The sequence below is a fragment of the Bacillus sp. (in: firmicutes) genome, from assembly GCF_031983925.1.
In the GTDB taxonomy this organism is placed as follows: Bacteria; Bacillota; Bacilli; order Bacillales; family Bacillaceae_G; genus Bacillus_A; species Bacillus_A pacificus.
The window spans coordinates 102,477-118,809 of record NZ_DALYZR010000010.1 but is presented as its reverse complement, the minus strand read 5'-3'; the positions used below and the strand labels follow the sequence as shown (position 1 = coordinate 118,809).

Annotated in this window: 18 protein-coding genes and 1 pseudogene; 18 read left to right on the top strand and 1 reads right to left on the bottom strand. The window is 33.8% G+C overall.

All coding sequences use genetic code 11. The annotated features are described in order from the left end of the window. The first annotated feature begins 167 nt into the window (after window positions 1-167). The 9 genes from recQ (at window position 168) to RTP99_RS22400 (ending at window position 8,570) form a co-directional block, all read left to right on the top strand. Entirely contained in the window at window positions 168-2,285 is a 2,118-nt protein-coding gene (gene recQ / locus RTP99_RS22440; RefSeq protein ID WP_000494287.1) for a DNA helicase RecQ, read from the top strand. Window positions 2,286-2,310: 25 nt separating this feature from the next. Then, window positions 2,311-2,694, top strand: a complete 384-nt coding sequence (locus tag RTP99_RS22435; RefSeq protein ID WP_000546571.1) for a gamma-glutamylcyclotransferase family protein — start codon at window positions 2,311-2,313, stop codon at window positions 2,692-2,694. A gap of 164 nt (window positions 2,695-2,858) precedes the next feature. Next, window positions 2,859-3,602, top strand: coding sequence for a class I SAM-dependent methyltransferase (locus tag RTP99_RS22430; RefSeq protein ID WP_001003783.1), 744 nt, complete (start codon window positions 2,859-2,861; stop codon window positions 3,600-3,602). A 116-nt stretch (window positions 3,603-3,718) separates the two neighbouring features. Then, window positions 3,719-5,788, top strand: coding sequence for a HelD family protein (locus tag RTP99_RS22425; protein ID WP_046647329.1), 2,070 nt, complete (start codon window positions 3,719-3,721; stop codon window positions 5,786-5,788). Between the two features lie 190 nt (window positions 5,789-5,978). Further along, entirely contained in the window at window positions 5,979-6,302 is a 324-nt protein-coding gene (locus tag RTP99_RS22420) for a DUF952 domain-containing protein (RefSeq protein ID WP_016717693.1), read from the top strand. Between the two features lie 22 nt (window positions 6,303-6,324). Beyond that, on the top strand, window positions 6,325-6,837 hold the full coding sequence (locus tag RTP99_RS22415; RefSeq protein ID WP_000617382.1) for a GNAT family N-acetyltransferase: 513 nt from the start codon (window positions 6,325-6,327) through the stop codon (window positions 6,835-6,837). A 154-nt stretch (window positions 6,838-6,991) separates the two neighbouring features. After that, complete coding sequence (locus RTP99_RS22410; RefSeq protein WP_046647326.1) at window positions 6,992-7,768, top strand: serine hydrolase; 777 nt, start codon at window positions 6,992-6,994, stop codon at window positions 7,766-7,768. After that, the gene (locus tag RTP99_RS22405; RefSeq protein WP_000828016.1) at window positions 7,765-8,127 is read left to right on the top strand and encodes a hypothetical protein; all 363 of its coding nucleotides are present in this window, start codon (window positions 7,765-7,767) and stop codon (window positions 8,125-8,127) included. The genes RTP99_RS22410 and RTP99_RS22405 overlap by 4 nt, the downstream gene beginning before the upstream one ends. 26 nt (window positions 8,128-8,153) lie before the next feature. After that, entirely contained in the window at window positions 8,154-8,570 is a 417-nt protein-coding gene (locus tag RTP99_RS22400) for a GNAT family N-acetyltransferase (RefSeq protein ID WP_000680402.1), read from the top strand. Here RTP99_RS22400 and RTP99_RS22395 read toward each other — a convergent pair. Further along, window positions 8,570-8,999: pseudogene (locus tag RTP99_RS22395) on the bottom strand (S-layer homology domain-containing protein); the annotation flags it as partial. The gene RTP99_RS22400 and the pseudogene RTP99_RS22395 sit on opposite strands and share 1 nt — an antisense overlap. Before the next feature lie 204 nt (window positions 9,000-9,203). Between RTP99_RS22395 and RTP99_RS22390 the strand changes: the two are divergent. From RTP99_RS22390 to RTP99_RS22350, 9 genes are all read left to right on the top strand, one after another. After that, a complete protein-coding gene (locus RTP99_RS22390) occupies window positions 9,204-9,608 on the top strand; it encodes a GNAT family N-acetyltransferase (protein ID WP_000288943.1) in 405 nt (134 codons plus the stop codon). A gap of 15 nt (window positions 9,609-9,623) precedes the next feature. Further along, complete coding sequence (locus RTP99_RS22385) at window positions 9,624-9,977, top strand: MmcQ/YjbR family DNA-binding protein (protein WP_000562185.1); 354 nt, start codon at window positions 9,624-9,626, stop codon at window positions 9,975-9,977. Window positions 9,978-9,998: 21 nt separating this feature from the next. Further along, window positions 9,999-10,706, top strand: coding sequence for a class I SAM-dependent methyltransferase (locus RTP99_RS22380; RefSeq protein WP_000655484.1), 708 nt, complete (start codon window positions 9,999-10,001; stop codon window positions 10,704-10,706). A 65-nt stretch (window positions 10,707-10,771) separates the two neighbouring features. Then, window positions 10,772-11,158, top strand: coding sequence for a ribosomal maturation YjgA family protein (locus RTP99_RS22375; RefSeq protein WP_001093448.1), 387 nt, complete (start codon window positions 10,772-10,774; stop codon window positions 11,156-11,158). Between the two features lie 25 nt (window positions 11,159-11,183). Next, window positions 11,184-12,113 carry a phosphotransferase enzyme family protein gene (locus RTP99_RS22370; RefSeq protein WP_001244373.1) on the top strand — a complete coding sequence of 310 codons (930 nt, stop codon included), beginning with the start codon at window positions 11,184-11,186 and terminating at the stop codon, window positions 12,111-12,113. Then, window positions 12,110-12,628 carry a DNA topology modulation protein gene (locus RTP99_RS22365; protein WP_000755805.1) on the top strand — a complete coding sequence of 173 codons (519 nt, stop codon included), beginning with the start codon at window positions 12,110-12,112 and terminating at the stop codon, window positions 12,626-12,628. The genes RTP99_RS22370 and RTP99_RS22365 overlap by 4 nt, the downstream gene beginning before the upstream one ends. A gap of 65 nt (window positions 12,629-12,693) precedes the next feature. Further along, entirely contained in the window at window positions 12,694-13,338 is a 645-nt protein-coding gene (locus RTP99_RS22360; RefSeq protein ID WP_046647379.1) for a formylglycine-generating enzyme family protein, read from the top strand. Window positions 13,339-13,393: 55 nt separating this feature from the next. Continuing rightward, window positions 13,394-14,587 (top strand): macrolide family glycosyltransferase, encoded by a 1,194-nt coding sequence (locus tag RTP99_RS22355; protein ID WP_000124908.1) that lies wholly within the window; start codon window positions 13,394-13,396, stop codon window positions 14,585-14,587. A 357-nt stretch (window positions 14,588-14,944) separates the two neighbouring features. Beyond that, window positions 14,945-16,312, top strand: a complete 1,368-nt coding sequence (locus tag RTP99_RS22350) for a lytic polysaccharide monooxygenase (RefSeq protein WP_001065244.1) — start codon at window positions 14,945-14,947, stop codon at window positions 16,310-16,312. Window positions 16,313-16,333: the final 21 nt, after the last annotated feature.

The window sequence follows — 16,333 nt, the reverse complement described above, 5'->3', positions numbered from 1 at the left end:
GTATTTATTTAGAAATTCGTTATAGTTGTTAATCAATCTCTAAAACGTAAAGAAGCATAAAATAATGAAAAAGCAGGACGTTAGTCATGTATTCATCACTTTCATGACGCATAAGAGATGATATAATAGGAGTAGATGAAAGATAAAGAAAAGCAGGTGACTCTTTTTTGTTTACAAAAGCACAAGAACTTTTAGCGTCTTATTTCGGTTATTCGTCATTCCGAAGAGGACAAGATGAAACAATTAAAAATGTATTAGATGGGAAAGATACAGTTTGTATTATGCCTACAGGTGGTGGTAAGTCAATTTGTTATCAAATTCCCGCATTAGTATTTGAAGGAACAACGTTAGTTATATCGCCTTTAATATCGCTTATGAAAGACCAAGTAGATACATTAGTACAAAATGGTATTTCAGCTACATATATTAATAGTTCTATTTCGATTACAGAAGCGAATCAACGAATTCAATTAGCGAAACAGGGCCATTATAAGTTACTTTATGTAGCGCCAGAGCGACTTGATTCAATGGAGTTTGTTGACCAACTGATCGATATGAAAATCCCGATGATTGCCATTGATGAGGCGCACTGTATTTCGCAGTGGGGACATGATTTCCGTCCGAGCTATTTACATATACACCGTATATTAGATTATCTTCCAGAAAAGCCGCTCGTATTAGCATTAACTGCTACGGCAACACCACAAGTTCGTGATGATATTTGCAACACGCTTGGAATTAATCAAGAAAACACGATTATGACAACGTTTGAGCGCGAGAACTTATCATTTTCTGTTATTAAGGGACAAGATCGTAATGCATATTTAGCGGATTATATTCGTCAAAATCAAAAGGAATCTGGGATTATATATGCAGCTACTAGAAAAGTAGTTGATCAGTTGTATGAGGATTTAATGAAAGCGGGAGTTTCTGTATCAAAATATCATGCCGGTATGAGTGATAACGATCGAAATGAGCAACAAGAACTCTTTTTACGTGATGAAGTGAGTGTAATGGTAGCCACATCTGCGTTTGGGATGGGTATTGATAAATCGAATATTCGTTACGTTATCCATTATCAACTTCCAAAAAATATGGAAAGTTATTATCAAGAAGCAGGACGTGCTGGCCGTGACGGATTAGATAGTGCATGTATATTGCTTTATTCTTCTCAAGATGTACAAGTACAACGCTTTTTAATTGATCAATCGACAGGAGAGTCTCGTTTTTCAAATGAACTTGAAAAACTGCAAAATATGACTGACTACTGTCATACAGAACAGTGTTTACAATCATTTATTTTGCAATACTTTGGAGAAGAACCAAAAGAAGATTGTGGCCGCTGCGGTAATTGTACAGACGACCGAGAAAGTATCGATGTGACGAGAGAATCGCAAATGGTTTTATCTTGTATGATTAGGACGAACCAACGATTTGGTAAACAAATGATTGCACAAGTACTAACTGGATCTAAAAATAAGAAAGTCATTGAATTTAATTTTCATACTTTGCCAACTTACGGACTTTTATCAAATCGTAGTGTAAAAGAAGTGAGTGAATTTATTGAGTTTTTAATTTCAGACGAGCTAATTGCAGTTGAACATGGTACTTACCCGACACTAAAAGTAACGGAAAAAGGGAAAGAAGTGTTACTTGGTAAAGAGAATGTTTTACGTAAAGAACGAGTAGAGACAAGACAAATCGTTCAAGATCATCCTTTATTTGAAGTACTTCGCGAAGTACGTAAAGAAATTGCGCAAGGAGAAGGGGTACCTCCATTCGTTATTTTCTCTGACCAAACGTTGAAAGATATGTGCGCAAAAATGCCGCAAAGCGACTCTGAACTTTTAACTGTGAAAGGGATTGGTGAACACAAACTTGTGAAGTATGGTTCGCACTTCTTACAAGCAGTTCAGCACTTTATTGAGGAAAACCCAAACTATGCTGAAACTATTAAAACAGAAGTGGTGACAGAGCGGAAAAAATCAGGGAAAGCTTCAGCAAATTCACATTTGGAAACGTATGAAATGTATAAACAAGGTATTAATCTAGATGAAATTGCGAAAGAACGTGGATTATCAAGACAAACGATTGAAAATCATTTAATTCGTTGTTTTGAAGATGGAATGGAAGTAGACTGGAACAGTTTTGTTCCTGCAGAATACGAACAACTGATTGAAACTGCTGTGCAAAATGCTGATGGTGGTCTGAAATCGATTAAGGAACAACTTCCGAATGAAGTGAGTTACTTTATGATTCGTGCTTATTTACAAATTAGAAAGTAGTGACATGTAAAGGGGATAGGGATTTATGCATCACGTTTTTGTGTATGGCACGTTAAGAAAAGAGCAAACGAATGCTCATTATATGCAAGGTGCAATATGCATTGTAGACGAAGCATGGACGTATGGCAAATTATTTGATACAAACGAAGGGTATCCAGCGATGATTTGTTCAAATAAAGATAAGGTATATGGAGAAGTTTATGAAGTAAATGATGCTGTTCTGCAAAAATTAGATGAACTGGAAGAATACACAGGTAATGCAGAGAGTGATTTATATGACCGAATCACCGAAACAATATACTTTGGTGATAGAGAAATACGTGCATTTGTGTATGTTGCTCAAGACAAAGAGATGCTGAAGAAAGTTATCATTTCTGGTGATTGGGTAGAATATCAAAAAGGACAATAAGAGCAGCCGTAGAGCAGATAGTGGGATTTTCCGTTATCTGCTTTTTGTTTTACTACTTCCAAAATTCTTATTATTTTGATAAATTGTAAATATAGGGAATTTCATAGGTGTCAGAAAATTAGTCGGTCACCTACAGCGGGAAAACTTATTACAGGAGGAGAATAATGAACGAATTAGATGTGAGGGAGTTTTATCAAAAACAATTTGAACTGTCGAATTACGATATAAATACAGAAAGCTGGTTAGAGCAGCTCGCTAAAGAAGTTAAAGAGCAAATTGGACATCCATTTCAGTCGATGTTAGAACTGGGAGCAGGAAATGGCGGTTTTGCAAGGGCGATGTCTAAGTTACGTGTAAAGATGACTACTGTTGAGCTTGTACGAGAGTTAGTTATGTTTGCAAAAGAGCATTCTACTAATGATATTGCTATTCATTGCGCTGATTTTTATAAAATTAATTTTGAAGAAAAGTTTGATGTTGTTAGTTATTTAGATGGGTTTGGTGTAGGAACAGATGATGAACAATTGATTCTATTAAAACGGATTAAAAATTGGATGAAGGATGATGGATGTGCACTTATTGATATTTATCAACCATTGTATTGGAAAAAGGTAAGTGGACAAGAAATGCTCTTAAGTTCAGCTATGCGAAAATATGAATATGATAGCATAAATGAAAGAATGTTAGATCATTGGTGGCATCCTAATAATCCAAATGATATAGTTACACAGTCTTTACGTTGTTATACGGTAGATGAGATTAGTAATCTATGTGCTGAAGCTGGTCTAAGTATTGTAGGATTCTTTCCAGGAGGAGCATATGACTTTGAAAAGCGAAAATATAAAGAATTAGCAACTTTAAACGAATGTTTGGCGTATCGAATTAAAATAGAAAAGAGTAGGGATTAATCTCTACTCTTTTTTTATTCGGAAAATTCCCACTAAAAACCTTGACTTTATAAATGGATTTTTAATACAATTATATTTCGACTGAAAATTTAGAACGGACAGGAGGGAATCATCATATGAACAACATTTTTGAAGAAGAGTTACAAAGAATGAAAGATACATTACGTACGATGGATGATCAATTAGAACAGCTCGAAAACATTCCGGTTTATTATGGCGATGATTTTAAAGAACAAATTCTTGAAAGTATGAGGGAGTCTAATAGACAAAATTTACGTATTGGTGTACAAGAGCCGTACTTTGGAAGATTAGATTTTCGAGAGGATGGTAAGGAAGATGTTATGCCGATTTACATCGGTAAAGTAGGTGTTTCAGATAAAGATACGATGAAACCAATTGTAATTGATTGGCGGGCACCTGTCGCAAGTATGTTTTATTCATTTACCGGCGGTGATGAATTAGCGTTTTATCAATCACCAGACGGATTAGTAGAAGGTGATGTTTATTTAAAGCGAAACATCTCTATTAGAAAAAGAGAATTAGAACGTGTTGTTGATACATATGTGAAAGGAAATGAAGATGTCTCGCATGCCGATGATTTTCTTCTATATCGATTAGGTGAGAATAAAGATAATAAACTAAAAGATATTGTTTCGACGATACAATCGGAGCAAAATGATATTATTCGTGCGGAAAGAAACTTACCACTACTTATTCAAGGGGTTGCAGGAAGCGGTAAAACAACGATCGCTTTACATCGTCTTGCTTTTTTAATTTATGAATATCGTGAGCAATTAGAAGCGGAGAGAATGATTGTTTTTGCTCCGAATAGTCTGTTTTTAGATTATATTTCGAGTGTACTTCCTGAATTAGGTGTCGGGAATATTAGTCAAACAACATTTCCAGACTGGGCATTACGTACGTTAGATGATTCGGTGAAACTGAAGCAGACAGAAGAAAAATTGAAAGAAGCATTTTCTATTAATCGTGATGAAAGAAAGATTATGCTTGGTAAATTGAAAGGTACGCTAGAATTTAAGTCCTTTATTGAAGAGCAAATGGTTCAATTTGAAAAAGAACTAGTGCCAACAAGTAATTTTGAGGCATGGGATAAGGCTGTTATTCCAGTGGAAGATATAAAAAAATGGATGCAAGTTGAGTATAAACATTATCCATTAAAGAAAAGAAGAGAACGTTTAGTCGGCCGAATGAAGCGATGGATTGAAATTGAACTGAAAAAATACGGAGAAACAAACGAGAAGAAATTATTAAAAAAAGAAGCGACAAAGAGATTGAACAGTTATATGAAGTTTTGGCCGAAAATGAGCTCGCTTTCAATATATAGTTCAATATTGAAAAGCAAAGAAATACTCGAAGTATTACCCGAGGAACTTGTGAAAGAAACGGAGAAGAGTTGTCGTAAAAAAGAAGTGTATGTAGAAGATTTACCAGCTTTAATTTACATACATCATCGCATAACAGGTATTGAAATCGGGCAGAAATTTCATCACGTCGTTATTGATGAAGCGCAAGATTTCTCAACATTTCAAGTTTATGTATTAAAAGAAATTACACTAGGTAACTCTTTCACTATATTAGGTGATTTATCTCAAGCAATTTATGATTATCAAGGGATTGAAGATTGGAGTGCTTTTAAGGAAGTATTCCAAGAAACAGGTTATTATGAACTGACGAGAAGTTATCGCTCTACAAAAGAAATTATAGAATTTGCGAACGGAATAATTAAAAATGCAGAGATTCCAGTAGGGCTTGCAATGCCAGTTTTCCGTAGTGGTGAAGAAGTGAAAATAATTCATACAGAAGAACAGTTTACTGAAATTGTAAAGACATTAAAACATCTACAAAGTGAAGATGTGAAAACAATTGCGGTAATAGGAAGAACAGACGGTGAGTGCCGCGATATATATGAGAAATTAACAAATGCAGGATTGGCTGTAAACTTCATTGAAGCAGATCAAAGTAAATATGAAGGTGGTATTTCAGTAGTACCTGTATACTTAGCGAAAGGGTTAGAATTTGATGCTGTTCTACTCATTGATGTCGATGCAGAACATTATAAAAATACGAAACATGATGCAAAGTTATTATATGTTGGATGTACAAGGTCGCTTCATGATTTATGGATTTTCCATAGCGGGGAAGCATCTCCGTTAATTAAGAAATAAAAATTCAAGAGGATTTTCTAGTAATGAATAGGAAAGCCTCTTAGTTTATCACGCTTTAATGGGTAGTAAGACCCCCGCCTCAAAATGCAGCGAAAGTAAAGAAGTTAGGTGGGGCGCGGGCTGCCCATAAAAGCCCGATTGGTGAGGGCTGATTAAAGTTTCACTTTATAAATATATAGGAGACATGATAATGATTACAAAAGTAATAACAAAGAGAAATTGGGAAATCGCAAAGATAAATGGAGAGATTAATGAAGTTTCACTAAAAGAAGAGGGATTTATACACTGTTCATTTTTAGAACAAGCTTTAAACGTTGCGGAAAAATATTTCATTCATGAAGAAGATGTTTTATTACTGACAATTGATCCATCCTTAGTGAAAGCAGAAATAAAATATGAACTTGCTTCTAACGGCCAAGAATATCCGCATGTTTACGGAGCAATTAATATAGATGCAATTATAGATGTTGTTCCATTTCCTAAGGAAAAAGGAGAATTTATATTACCAGAGTAAGCATTTTGAAAGGAAGAAAATCATGATAAGGGACGCAACGGAAAAAGATGTAACATACATTTTAGATATTTATAATGATGCCATACTAAATACAACAGCTGTATATGCATATAAACCTGTAACCTTTAAAAATAGAATAGATTGGTATGAACAGAAAAAGGCTGATGGTTATCCGATTTTTGTATACGAACTAGATAATAAAGTAGTAGGATTTGCAACATTCGGTCCGTTTAGAGCTTGGCCTGCCTATAAATATTCAATTGAACATTCTATATACGTTAATAAGGAATATAGAAATAGAGGAATTGGGACATCTTTAATGAAAGAACTGATAGCCATTGCACGGGAAAGAGAGTATATGACTTTAATTGCTGGAATTGATGCGGAAAATGAGAGAAGTATTGCTTTACATGAAAACTATGGATTTGTTCATGCAGGGACGATTAAAAAGGCTGGTTATAAGTTTAATAAATGGCTAGATTTAGCTTTTTATCAATTGGAGCTTAATGGCCCTAAAAATCCTTTAGAAGAATAGAGATTTTTCGTAAACATGTATCTTTTAGGTAGCAAGGAGCAATTCATGCTACCTTTTTCCTTTTGTAATATCCGATTTAATCTACTAAAAAGGGTTTATACATTCTATATTGAATTATTAAAGGTGATAAAACGATATGAAATGAGGAATGAAAATGGAAACTGTCATTCAAAAAATGAAAGAGATACAATCTGATCATGTTGGAATAGCTATTTATTCTACAAAAAGCAATCGTATAGTTGCTTCATATAATAGTGAAATAAATATTCCGTTAGCATCGGCAGCAAAAGTAGTAATCGGATTTGTAGTAGCGCAAATGGTGAAGGAAAATAAACGTAATTGGAATGATATACTTCATCATGTTAAATTTAATCCAAATGAAGATAGTGCGCAGTTGTATCCACATTTACAAGGAAGAAGGACTTTAACACTTAGTAAAGCAGTAGAAGTGATGATAGCATGTCATGATAGTTACGTTGCACAGTCAGTTGTAATGTACTGTGGTGGATGGGATGCTGTGAAAATGTATGCCCAAACGTACTTGTCAAAAATTCATATACAAGAGGACGCTAGGGATGAGAAAAATGTTGGAGAATTAAATGAGGTTCTTTCACTTTTAGTACATATTTTTCAGGGTTATAAATCAGAAGCAGAATTATGGGAACCAATTATTAGCGGCATGGTAAGACAGCAAGGTGAATATGAAGGAATACATTCATATCACTTAGCTCATATGACAGGTGGACTATCTTCAGCTGCAATAAATATTGGTATAATAGGAATATTCAACGAATTCCCGTTTCTTTATGTTATTGGGGGAAAAGATTTACCTAATCGATGTGAAAATAAAGAGGTAGATGAAGCTTTTGCAGTAGCTTTGAAATACATATACAAAGAATATAGTGAAAGTATGCTAGGAGTGAGCAATTGAAAAGAAACTTAAAGACATCAACAATCATTATTTTAATTGTAACGATTATTGCTCTTGAAGTGGGTATCGCACTATACGATCACAATTTGTCATTAGATACTATTTATTTTGCAGCGATCCTCATTTGTATTGTATTACTTTTTGGTACACGTGTTTCTGAGAAGAAAGAGAGACGAAGAAAAACAGCTCTTTTATTTTGGCCATCTATTTTACTATCTATCGCTTCTTTTGCAGTTATAAGTTATATAAGAGTAGGCTATGTTTCTGTGCCAGGGATAATTGGTTTTTCATGCTTTATTACTTATGGTGGATTCGTATGTATTAGTATTTTAAAAAGGAAAAGTAAAAATAAAAGGTAACTTACTAAGTTGAAAGGAAGAAATATATGAAACATATAGAGAATGGTACTCGCGCTGAAGGAGAATACATAAAAAATAAGGTCATTCAATATAACATGTCTATTTTAACAGATGAAGCAAAACAGCCGATGGAACAAGTAAGTTTTGTTCTGAAAGATGAGGCTGGGAAAATCTTTGGCGGGGTAACAGGAACGATGTATTTTTATCATCTCCATATAGATTTTTTATGGGTTGATGATTCAGTTCGTCATGATGGTTATGGTAGTCAACTATTACATAAAATTGAAGACATTGCGAAGGAAAAAGGTTGTAGATTAATATTATTAGATTCATTTAGTTTTCAAGCGCCAGAGTTTTATAAAAAGCATGGTTACCGAGAATATGGTGTTGTTGAAGATCATCCTAAAGGGCATAGTCAACACTTTTTAGAGAAGAGGTTATAGGCATCAGGATGAGTGGCAATCATATAATCGATAGTTTGGAATCCTAATCCTTTTAAATAATTTGCTACTACTTTACCTTTTCCGTTGTTACCACCATCAATAAGGATTGTTTCGCCACTTGGAGATTTAATAAAAGTAGCATCACCTTGTCCTACATCAATATAATGAACTTCTAACTCGCCTTTAGGCTTAGGAAGAGCCGGACGGAAACTAGGTTCTAATACACGAGCTAAAAATGCAGCGAACTGTTCACGAGTTACTTTTACATCTGGGCCAAATGTACCATCAGGCAATCCAGCGGTAATATTATTTTGTGCTAAAATTTTGACATAATTGTAACCCTCAGTGATTAGATGGAACATCAGGGAAATTGACGTCTGCACCTGTAGGTTTTAAATTAAAAGTTTTAACTAAAACTACTGCCATTTCTTATAAGTAATTCAAAGTTTAATAGGTAAATATTTTATTAGTTGTTTTGTATTTCCATGAATTTGTTAATTTGAAATAATCTAACTTAATAGAGGGGATAGGAAAGGTATTAGAGAATTGTTTATATTGCAATTGTAAAATCCATATTATAAATTTATAAAATCATTTATAATAATTTATATCATGTTAAATGGGAGAAAGAAAATGTATACGTATAAATTACAAGATGAGAAACCAATCTGTTCAGAAAAATTAAAGAGGCTTTACGATTCTGTCGGTTGGTGGCCAGAAAGAAAAGAAATCGATATTCAAAAAATGTTAAAAAACAGTATAGCAATTGGGGTATGGAAAGAAAATGAGTTAATTGGTTTTGCTAGAGTTGTTTCAGATGGTGTTTTTCGAGCGTACTTAGAAGATGTTGTTGTGCATGAGAGTGTAAGAAATAAAGGTATTGGTGAGAAGATGCTTACAATGTTGCTTGAAGAGATATCTCATATCAATATTGTGAGCCTATTTTGTGGAGAGAAACTTATAAAGTTTTATGGTCAACAGCAATTTCAAGTGACGAAACAAATTGTGATGCACCGTAATCAAATAGTGAAAGAATAAGAGGTGACAATTAGAATGATTGCGACAAGAGCGTACTGTTTATCGAAAAGAAAAGCGACAGAAGATTCTCCTGATGGTTGGAACGCAACATGTATGAGGCTTAATAATAAAATCTTTGCGATATTGAACCATGAAGAAGGCGAAAAAGCGGCAATAACATTAAAATGTGATCCAGAACTTGCGCTAAGATTAAGAGAAGAGTATCCAGAAACAATCATTCCAGGGTATCATATGAATAAAAGACATTGGAATACAGTGTATATACATAAAGATGTGGAACAGGTGCAAATTAATAAGATGATTGATTGGTCGTATGATTTAGTTCTGCAGTCATTTTCAAAGAAAAAGCAGCAAGAGTTATTAGATTAATATGTATAAGGGGTGGGTGTATTGAAAGACACGATTAAAGATACATATGATAAATTAGCGAGTACATATAAAGAAAATCTAGATGTGGCAAATCCATATAACAGCTATTATGAAAGACCAGCGATGATGGAGATGATTCCAAAGAGATTAGAAGGGAAGAGCGTGCTAGATGCTGGGTGTGCAGCTGGATGGTATACTTCTCAATTTGTAGAAAGTGGAGCAAATGTTACTGCAATTGACGTAAGTTCTGAAATGGTAAAAGCTGCAAAGGAAAGTATGGGTGATAAGGCAACGTTTCTTTGTCATGACTTGCAAGAAATATTACCGTTTGAAGATCATACTTTTGATGTAATTGTAAGTTCGTTAACCCTTCATTATTTAGAAAATTGGAATCAAGTATTTCAGGAGTTTCGTCGCGTACTGAAGCCAGGTGGAGAATTTATATACTCCATTCATCATCCTTTTATGGATTTTACAAAGTTTACTTGTGAAAATTATTTCGAAAAACAACTATTGGTAGATACTTGGATTAAACCAGATATTACAATAGAAGTTAGTTTTTTTAGAAGGTCACTTCAAGACATAATTAATGAAACAACAAATTGTTTTGTGTTAGAAAAAATGGTTGAACCGAGGCCAGTTGAAAAGATGAAAGAAGTAAATGAAAAATCTTACCACTATTTAAATACAAATCCACATTTTCTTATTGTTAAAGCAGTTAATAAATAGCTAGTAAAATGATTATATTTTACTAGCTATTTTGCAGTTTTAAATGATGAATTAGGAGTTTTGAAATGAATACGAAACGAAATAGATTACTATACGCAACGTTTACAATCCTTGTTATTATTTTAGGGCTTAGTTCAAGAAAGTTTGCTTTTGCGCTGCCGGCTCTATTAAATGATTATTTAGGTGATGCTTTATGGGCATTGATGATTTTTACTGGATTCGGATTTTTATTTCCTAAAATAGCGACGAAGAAATTAGCTTTTATTAGTTTAATATTTTGCTACGGGATTGAAGTGAGCCAATTGTACCATGCCGAATGGATAGATAGCATTCGTGCAACGACTTTAGGTGGACTCGTGTTAGGTTATGGATTTTTGTGGAGTGATTTAGTGGCTTACACAATTGGTGTTGGAATAGGATTTCTTTTTGAGTTGATTTTATGGAAGAAATAAGTGAGTTTAAATGGGGGGATTTATTATGAGGAATATATTAGAAATTGTGAAATTTTGGTTTTATGATTATGATGTCACAGCTACTGAAATAAAAGCAAATGTAATAAAGATTCATTGTAATAATAAATCCTATATTTTAAAGGAGAAGGGATCGATAAAACAGCTTTTAGTTGAAATAAACGTATTAGAACAGCTTGAGGAAAAAGGGGTTAAAGCACAAAAATTAGTGAAAACAAGTAATAGTGAAAAGTATGTAGTTTATAAAGAGAGATATTATTGTCTATACGAATATGTTGTTGGAAGTGTACTTGAAATAAAGGATCCAGAAAATCTAAAAAATCTAGGAAGCTTAATTGGAGAAGAAATAGCTAAGTTACACCAAGCACTTAATTCGGTGAATAGTAATAATGAGTTAGTAAAAAGAGAATTGTATAAATTGGTATACGAATGGGCTTTACCTAATTTAGAAAAGAATGAGCATGTTGATCAGGATGTAGTTCGAACAATGAATCAAATACATTCAGATTTTAAGAAAACTATCACCTCTTTAAGAAAACAAATCATTCATCGCGATATGCACTTATCGAATGTGATTTTTAAAGATAATGAATTTCAAGGATTTATAGATTTTGAGCTTTTAGAAAGGAATGTTAGAGTATTTGATTTATGTTATTGCTGTACAAGTATTTTGAGTGAGTTACATAGTGATGAGGAATTAAGAGGGAAGTGGCAACATATCATTAGCAAAATCTTTGAAGGATATAATAAGCAAAGTATTTTAACGAGAGAAGAACTACAAGCCATTTGGTACGTTATGCTTTCAATTCAAGTTATCTTTATTACTTATTTTGTTCAGTTACCAGATTTACTAAAATTAAATGAAGAGATGTTTTTCTGGATTTTTGCTAATAAAGAAACTATTGAAGAATTAATAGAAAGGAGTGTGCAAATATGAAAAAAGTTATATTAATAGGTTCTGGTGGTTCAGGGAAGTCTACATTAGCAAGGCAGTTAGGCAATAAATTAAATATTAAAGTACATCATCTTGATGCGTTATTTTGGAAACCGAATTGGGAGGGTGTTTCGAAAGAAAAGCAAAGAAAGGTTCAAAATGAATTAGTTAAAGAAGATGAGTGGATTATTGATGGGAATTATGGTGGGACAATGGATATAAGAATGAACGCAGCGGATACAATTATCTTTCTTGATATTCATAGAACAATATGTGCTTATCGTGCTTTTAAAAGAGTTATACAATATCGGAATAAAACAAGACCGGATATGGGCGCGGGATGTAAGGAAAGATTTGATTTGCAATTTTTTAAATGGATATGGGAATATCCTAAGACGAAGCGACCTACAATTTTAAAGAAGTTAAATCAATTGAGTAAGGATAAAGATATTATTATTTTAAAATCTACAAATGAAGTAAGACTATTTTTAGAGAAGTACGATGCTATAAATAGTTAGATTATAAAAAGAAATAACCTGGGGGGATAGAATTGGATAGATTTATTAGGCTAGTTGATTCTAATATGGTGAAAATTCCAACAGGAAAAGTAGAATTAAGAGATGATCGAATAAAGAAAGAATGGAAAGTCCCAGTTAATTCGTTTCTTCTTGCAAAGTATGTTGTAACGATGGAATTGTATGATGCGATTACGAATCATACATCAAATTTATCCAAAGATAAATACAAACCAGTTGTAAATATCTCATGGAATGATGCCATTATGTTTTGTAATCTGCTTTCAAAAAAAGCGGGGTTAAAAGAATATTATTCTATTAATGACGGTGGTCAAATTGTTAGTTGTAATTTAGATTCAAATGGGTACCGATTACCTTCAGAAGCAGAGTGGCAATATGCGTGTAAAGCAGGAACTACTGGATACATATATGGTGAATTGAAAAAGATTGCTTGGTATAATGAAAATTCAAACGGACAAATTCAAGACATCGGTAAAAAAGAGCCGAATGCATGGGGCTTGTATGATATGTTGGGGAACGTTTGGGAATGGTGTTATGATTTGTATGATGAAAAGGTGTATGGAGCATACCGGATTTTTCGAGGTGGTAGTTGGGCTGAAGAAGCTAGAGGTTGTGGCGCGACTTGTCGTCGCCGTAGTCATCCAACATTTTATATAGATGACCTTGGATTTAGGCTCGCTAAGTCCATTTAGAAGAATTATAAGAGCAAAATAATGTAGAGAAGATTTAAATTAAGGAGTGTTTAAAGTGGCACGTGTTTTATTCATTAATACTGGATCAGAAGGACATATAAATCCAACGTTGCAAGTTGTAGAAGAATTAGTTTCGCGCGGGGAAGAGGTAGTTTATTTTTCAATAGAAGCTTTCAGAGAACGTATTGAAAAAACAGGGGCTATTGTAAGAACAATTGACGACCAAAGATTTATAAAAGCATTTCTTTCCGGTGGTCGAAATTATTTGCAAGAAAGAATAAATGGTCTCTTATATACAGCAGATGTTGTAATATCTAGTGTTCTAGAGCAAATTGAAGGAGAACATTTTGATTACATCATTCACGATTCGATGTTTGGGTGCGGTCGTTTAATTGCTCAAATTCTAAAGCTTCCAGCAATAAATTCTTGTACATCTTTTGCGCAGGATGAAAGATCATTTGAACAAATGTTAGATCACTTGTCTAAAAATATACCAGTGGAAGTTCAAGATAACATACATAATGATTTTGAACGCTTAACAAAAGGAATTTCAGAAAAATATGGTGTTGAAATAAACTCACCGTATGAAGTTTTTTGTAACCCAGCACCACTCACTATTGTGTATACGGTTAAAGAGTTTCAACCTTTCGGTGATACGTTTAATGAAACATATAAATTTGTAGGCCCATCTATTTCTGCACAAGTAAAAAATGAAGACTTTGATTTTACTTCAATTGAAGAAAAATGCCCGATTTACATTTCGCTAGGCACTGTTTTTAATGAAGCGCTTGATTTTTATAAACTTTGTATGAAGGCGTTCGAGAATAGTGATCATACAATTGTGATGTCTATTGGTAATAAAACGAACATAAGTGATTTAGGTGAAATTCCTAAAAACTTCATTGTAAAAAATTATGTGCCACAAACGAAACTACTTGCATATACAAAGTTGTTTATTACACATGGCGGAATGAACAGTACACATGAAGGATTAAATAACGGGATTCCACTCATTGTAATTCCGCAAAGTGCAGATCAGCCAGTAATTGCAAAGCAAGTAGAGAATCTAGGAGTTGGGATTAAGTTATCTATGAAAGAATTAACTGTAGAACAACTACGTGAAAGTGTAGAACTTGTATTAAATAATCCATCATATAAAGAAGCTGCATTGCATTTGAAGGAGTCTTTCCGGAAATCTGGTGGCTATAAGGAAGCTACTAATGAGATTTTTACATTTATAGGTCAGTAATAAATGGAATATTATACATTAGAAGAGTGTCTATATGAAATGATATAGACACTCTTCTGTTATATGAAGCGGAGAATCAATTGTTTTGAAAGATTAAATATCTTGTTTTATAAATTCTGGCCATAGTTTTACATGTTAGTAATGCTTTCACAGTTTCTGCACAACTTCTGCACATGTTTTGGTGATTTCTATGTCATGATATATTCATTAAGTGAAATATTTCACATAAAAAGAAATATATTTTCACTGCGGTGTATGCATAAGTAACACATACATCGATGCAAGATTGTCTCTTGTTATTCTTTTACATCGAAGCCCACATTACACTACAAAGTATAACAAGAAAGGGACAGGAATATGAATAATCGATTATTAAAACAACTACAAAACATGAAAATGAACAAAAAAAGTCTAGGAGCTGTTGCATTAACAGCTGGAATTATTGGCACGACACTTATTCCTCAAAACGCATACGCGCACGGTTTTGTTGAAAAGCCTGGCAGCCGATCTGCTTTATGTAGTCCAACCTATGGTGCACTGAATGTAAACTGCGGAAGTATTATGTATGAACCACAAAGTTTAGAAGCTCCAAAAGGATTTCCACAAGCTGGCCCAATTGATGGGAAAATTGCTTCTGCAGGCGGCAAATTTGGTGGTATTTTGGATCAGCAAACAGCCGATCGTTGGTTTAAGAATACAATTACTGGTGGGGAAAATACATTTACTTGGAAGTATACAGCGCCTCACTTAACAAGCAAATGGCATTACTATATTACTAAAAAAGGATGGAACCCAAATAAAGCGCTAACAAGAGCAGATTTTGAACCAATTGGAACTGTACAACATGATGGTTCTACGGCTTCAAATCATTTAACGCACAAAATCAATGTGCCTACTGATCGTAGTGGATATTATGTGATTTTAGCAGTATGGGATGTAGCTGATACAGCAAATGCATTCTATAATGTTATTGATGTTAATCTCATCAATGACATAAAACCAGATACGGAGGCTCCAAGTATTCCAAATGGAATTCAGGCACAAAAAGTAACAGCGAATAGTATAGAACTAGCTTGGAACGATTCTACGGATAATGTAGGGGTAAAAGGATATCAAATCTTCCGTAACGGAGAAATGATCGATACAGTACCGGGCACTCATTTTATTGATAAAAAATTACAACCAAGCACGGAATATTCTTATACTGTAAAAGCAATTGACGCAGCTGGAAATGCTTCGAAAGAAAGTGCAAAGCTTACAGTAAAAACGGCAGTTGAGGCTCCCGATACAGAAGCACCAACACAACCAAAAGGATTACATAGTATGGGAACAACATCTTCAAGTGTGGATCTAATGTGGAGTCCTTCTGACGATAACATTGGTGTAGACCATTACGATATTTATAGAGAAGAAGAAGGATCAATGAAAAAGATTGCAACATCCAATACGACTTCTTATATGGATAAAAATTTACTCTCTAATACTACTTATAAATATGTAGTAAAAGCTGTTGATGTAGCTGGAAATGAATCTGTACAGAGTGATATATTCACAATTACTACAAAAACTGAAAGCGCTTCATATGAAGAGTGGAATGCAACGAAAGCATATGAAAAGGGAGATAGAGTTCTATACGAGGGAAAAGTATATGAAGCAGTCCAGAGTTATAAAGGAAATGGGGATCCAAACTGGATTTATGCCTTATCATTATGGAAAACAGTATAAGCTTTACTAAGATATAAACTA

What these genes read in the sequence shown, in the direction of transcription:
- RTP99_RS22435 (WP_000546571.1), top strand. Translation starts at nt 2,311, where the DNA reads ATGCATCACGTTTTTGTGTATGGCACGTTAAGAAAAGAGCAAACGAAT.
- RTP99_RS22430 (WP_001003783.1), top strand. Translation starts at nt 2,859, where the DNA reads ATGAACGAATTAGATGTGAGGGAGTTTTATCAAAAACAATTTGAACTG.
- RTP99_RS22425 (WP_046647329.1), top strand. Translation starts at nt 3,719, where the DNA reads ATGAACAACATTTTTGAAGAAGAGTTACAAAGAATGAAAGATACATTA.
- RTP99_RS22420 (WP_016717693.1), top strand. Translation starts at nt 5,979, where the DNA reads ATGATTACAAAAGTAATAACAAAGAGAAATTGGGAAATCGCAAAGATA.
- RTP99_RS22415 (WP_000617382.1), top strand. Translation starts at nt 6,325, where the DNA reads ATGATAAGGGACGCAACGGAAAAAGATGTAACATACATTTTAGATATT.
- RTP99_RS22410 (WP_046647326.1), top strand. Translation starts at nt 6,992, where the DNA reads ATGGAAACTGTCATTCAAAAAATGAAAGAGATACAATCTGATCATGTT.
- RTP99_RS22400 (WP_000680402.1), top strand. Translation starts at nt 8,154, where the DNA reads ATGAAACATATAGAGAATGGTACTCGCGCTGAAGGAGAATACATAAAA.
- RTP99_RS22390 (WP_000288943.1), top strand. Translation starts at nt 9,204, where the DNA reads ATGTATACGTATAAATTACAAGATGAGAAACCAATCTGTTCAGAAAAA.
- RTP99_RS22385 (WP_000562185.1), top strand. Translation starts at nt 9,624, where the DNA reads ATGATTGCGACAAGAGCGTACTGTTTATCGAAAAGAAAAGCGACAGAA.
- RTP99_RS22375 (WP_001093448.1), top strand. Translation starts at nt 10,772, where the DNA reads ATGAATACGAAACGAAATAGATTACTATACGCAACGTTTACAATCCTT.
- RTP99_RS22370 (WP_001244373.1), top strand. Translation starts at nt 11,184, where the DNA reads ATGAGGAATATATTAGAAATTGTGAAATTTTGGTTTTATGATTATGAT.
- RTP99_RS22365 (WP_000755805.1), top strand. Translation starts at nt 12,110, where the DNA reads ATGAAAAAAGTTATATTAATAGGTTCTGGTGGTTCAGGGAAGTCTACA.
- RTP99_RS22360 (WP_046647379.1), top strand. Translation starts at nt 12,694, where the DNA reads ATGGTGAAAATTCCAACAGGAAAAGTAGAATTAAGAGATGATCGAATA.
- RTP99_RS22350 (WP_001065244.1), top strand. Translation starts at nt 14,945, where the DNA reads ATGAATAATCGATTATTAAAACAACTACAAAACATGAAAATGAACAAA.